Consider the following 3,798-nt stretch of genomic DNA (forward strand, 5'->3'; position numbering starts at 1 on the left):
GACGAGCCCTCGATGGGCCTGGCACCGCGTGTGGTGCAGGAGATCTTTGCGCAGTTGAAACGCCTGAACCGCGAGGAAGGTTTGACGCTGCTGGTGGCCGAGCAGAACTCTGCGGTGGCGCTGCAGTATGCGGATCGGGCTACGGTGCTGGATGCGGGGCGGGCTGTGCTGTCGGGGCCGGCGGATGCGCTGCGCGAGCGGGACGATATCCGGCACTTTTACTTTGGACAGGGCGCGCAGGTGCTCGCAGCGTGAGCCGCGCGCGTGGCCACGTCATCGGTCTGTCTTTGAAGGCTGGAAGCTGCCCTAACTGGTCGTCTTCAGTTCGTGTGCAGAATCGGCCGAGGATGATTGAAAGATGCCGTGGCACTGGCAACCACTTGGATCACCTTTGTGTGCGGCTGGCCTGGCGGATTGCGACCAAGCTCCTGGCCAGATCAGGACCAGAAGGACAGGAACAGACCCTTATGTGACCCCGTTCAGTCCGCGAGGACGAATCTGGCGTCCGTTCGGCTGAGCAGTTCAAAGGTGTCGATCCAAGCCACGCCGAAATGCTGGCACACGTTCGGGATGCTGTACTTGCGTCGCAACTGCAGGTTGAACTGTTCGTGAGTGACGATGACGGCATCCTGCGTGGTCATCGCTTTGGCGATAAGCCAGGGATCCGCGCCATCCAAGAACTCTTCAAGTGCCCCGGTCTTCATCTCGGAAGCCTGGGAGGCCACATGCGCAGCGACTTGCGCAAAGGCCTGCTGCGTGGCCTCATCAGTGACGGGCCGGAAAAGCCGCGCTTGGTTCTTTGCCCATTCCGCAAGTTCATCGTTGCCTCGCCTAAGTTCGGCGCCGACGGGTTCGATGCTCGACACCACGCCGGCACCATGGCTGCGTTGCACCCAACTCCAGTAGGCGGGGCAGACCGTCATACGGTAGTAGCGGTTCTTCGCTTCGATCAGTGTGTTGGCGTCAAGGAAATACGTCATGCGCCGAGGTTTCCTGCGAAGTCACGGATCTTCGATGGCTGGACGCCCAGCAGTTTGCCAGCATCTCGCAGCAGCAAGCGGCCGCTGAATGCTTCGGCGATCACCGCTCTGGCGAAGCGAGCGCTGTTCTTGGTCGCGGCATTCCGATAAAAGCTACCCCCGCCGCCCTCTGCAGCGCGAAAGGCATCGAGCTCAGCCCGGTAGAAAGTCAAGTATGTTGCCTGATCAACGAGGCCCATGTCCAAGGCGCGGCGGATGATGACGAACCGGCTGACGTGGAATTGCTGCGCAAGTTTGGCCACGCGAAGAGCCAAGCTTTGAGTAGACGCAGTCCACAATTCGCCGAAGACATCCGATGGCGCTAGGAACTCGCCCGCGACGCTGTTGCATACAACCTCTTCCCGACGCGTGTTGCTAGGCGCCGCATTGGAAATACCGCTGCTGCCGATCCAGATGTGGGCAAGCTCATGCAACAGCGTAAACAGTCGGGCCGACGGCGCATCGGAAGAGTTGATGAAAACGATGGGAGCCAAAGAATGGCTGATGGCAAAACCTCGAAACTCCCCGACGTCCAGCTTCCGATGGGTGTTATTACCGACAATGCCACTGCGCATCACCAGCACCCCTGCACGCTCCGATGCTTCGATCAAATCGCGGTAGTACGTTTCCCAGTTGCGCTGCCCTTGCTCGACGTCCACGCCGAGCACATCACGGATGTCCTGGGCAATACGCATCACGTTGGAGCTTGTGTTGAAACGACCTACAAATGGCAGCGGCTCGGCGCCTTGCTCCTGAAGGTATTCAGCAAACCAAGCCTGCCGCTGCATGGCATGCTGGACCGTTTCCTTGAGGTTTATGCTGGGCCTGCCCGCAGGCGCTCCACCCACGGTGCGCAGATCGGGCAGCGCGAGCTCATCAGCAGGTGCTTCGGGCAAGAAGAGATAGCCGAACGGTGCATGCAGCGTGCTTGCAACACGCTGCGCTTGCTTGAAGGTCGGTTGAGCGGCTCCCTCCTCCCATCGCTGGAATTGCTCGGGCTTCACGCCGGTAGCGAGAGCCGCCTCGTTCACGTCCAGCCCGACACGGCCACGCGCCCAGCGAAGCATCGCAGGATTGATCAGAGCGTAAGCGTGGGCCATTTAGTGATTTTATGGAAACGGAGACATCTGACGGTTCGGGGAAATTCAAAAGTCGCCAAGAGTAGTGCTGAGCATGTCGATAACTCGTGAAGCTTTTCATCGCTGAAGAGAACGCTTACGCTTTCGTAAGTTGGACATTCCGAGCAGAGATACGCCTTTGGACCGCCCATGGTATGGCCGAGGACTCAGCCCGAAACTAGAGCCGGAACATCGAGCAACAAGAGGGCGCGCTGCAGTTAGGGCGAATACAGGGCGAATTCCGGTCATCCACGGCAAACTCTTTAGACGCCCGGCCCACAACGAATCCCGCATATCGATGCGCCGATTCCTTCGCACCACGCAGCGGCGTCCCGGCCTCCAATCGGGGCATGACTGCAAGACCGGCACTGCAACCACACCTGTCCGAGACTCCCACCGACGTGGCGCGGATCGCCACCGATGCGCAAGCCATCGCCGTTGCGCACCAACTGGCGGCTGAATTCGCACCCGGCGCCTCCGAGCGCGACCGCGAACGCCGCCTGCCCTGGGATGAACTCACGCGCTGGTCCGCCAGCGGGCTGGGCGCCATCACCGTACCGCGCGCCTACGGCGGGCCACAGGTGTCTTACGCGACGCTGGCCGAGGTGTTCGTGATCCTGAACGCGGCCGACCCGTCCATCGGGCAGATTCCGCAGAACCATTTCGGCGTGCTGGGCGTGCTGCGCGAGATCGGCACCGAGGCGCAGAAGCAGCGCTTCTACGGCGAGGTGCTGGCCGGCCGGCGGCTGGGCAATGCCGGGCCCGAGCGCAAGGTGGACGGCGCGGCCACCATTTTGCAAAGCGGCACCCGGCTGCGCGCCACGCCGCACGGCCTGCGCCTGACGGGCAAGCGCTTTTATTCCACGGGCGCGCTGTTTGCGCACCGCATTCCCGTGCGGGCCACCGACGACGCGGGCCGCGCCGTGCAGGCCTGGGTGCCGCGCGATGCGCCGGGCGTGGCCGTGGTGGACGACTGGGACGCCTTCGGCCAGCGCACCACCGCCAGCGGCACCGTGGTGTTCGACGGCGTGCCGGTCGCTGCCGACGATGTGCTGCCCCTGTGGCAGTTGGCCGACCGGCCGGGCCTCTACGGCCCCTCGTCGCAGTTGTTGCAGGCGGCCATCGACCAGGGCATTGCCGAAGCGGCCGTGGCCGATGCGCAGCGCTTCGTGCGCGAGCGCGCCCGGCCCTGGGTGGATTCGGGCGTGCAGCACGCGCACGACGACCCCTACGTGATCGCCGACGTGGGGCGCCTGCAGATCGACCTGCATGCCGCGCGCGAAGTGCTGCGCGAGACCGGCGAGTTGTTCGACGCCCTGGCCGCGCAGGCCAACCTCACCGCGGAGGACAGCGCCCGCGCCTCGGTGGCCGTGGCCGAGGCCAAGGTGCTGACCACCCGCATCGCGCTGGAGGCGAGCGAAAAGCTGTTCGAACTGGCCGGCTCGGCCGCCACGCGCGCCGCGCCCAACCTGGGCCGCCACTGGCGCAACGCCCGCGTGCACACGCTGCACGACCCCGTGCGCTGGAAGCTGCACCTGATCGGCAACCACCGCCTGAACGGCGCCCTGCCCGCGCGGCATTCCTGGAACTGAGAGCGAACCCATGGCCTTGTTGCAATCCATTGAACCGCTCGCAGCCGCGCCCACGCCCGCCGCGCCCAC

At 64.0% G+C, this 3,798-nt stretch carries 3 protein-coding genes and 1 pseudogene; 2 read left to right on the forward strand and 2 right to left on the reverse strand.

The annotated features are described in order from the left end of the window. A pseudogene (locus AC27KI_RS20445) lies at positions 1-255 on the forward strand (ABC transporter ATP-binding protein); the annotation flags it as partial. 224 nt (positions 256-479) lie between these two features. On the opposite strand, the gene AC27KI_RS20450 reads toward AC27KI_RS20445, so the two are convergent. Both AC27KI_RS20450 and AC27KI_RS20455 read right to left on the reverse strand, forming a co-directional pair. Then, the gene (locus AC27KI_RS20450; protein ID WP_487089875.1) at positions 480-980 is read right to left on the reverse strand and encodes a DUF4411 family protein; all 501 of its coding nucleotides are present in this window, start codon (positions 978-980) and stop codon (positions 480-482) included. Continuing rightward, on the reverse strand, positions 977-2,119 hold the full coding sequence (locus tag AC27KI_RS20455) for an ImmA/IrrE family metallo-endopeptidase (protein WP_487089876.1): 1,143 nt from the start codon (positions 2,117-2,119) through the stop codon (positions 977-979). Before AC27KI_RS20455 ends, AC27KI_RS20450 begins: the two co-directional genes overlap by 4 nt. A gap of 368 nt (positions 2,120-2,487) precedes the next feature. Here AC27KI_RS20455 and AC27KI_RS20460 point away from each other — a divergent pair, with 368 nt between their 5' ends. Then, positions 2,488-3,729, forward strand: a complete 1,242-nt coding sequence (locus tag AC27KI_RS20460) for an SfnB family sulfur acquisition oxidoreductase (RefSeq protein WP_487115543.1) — start codon at positions 2,488-2,490, stop codon at positions 3,727-3,729. The last annotated feature ends 69 nt before the right edge of the window (positions 3,730-3,798 follow it).

The organism is Acidovorax sp. KPB24-03, from assembly GCF_057546605.1.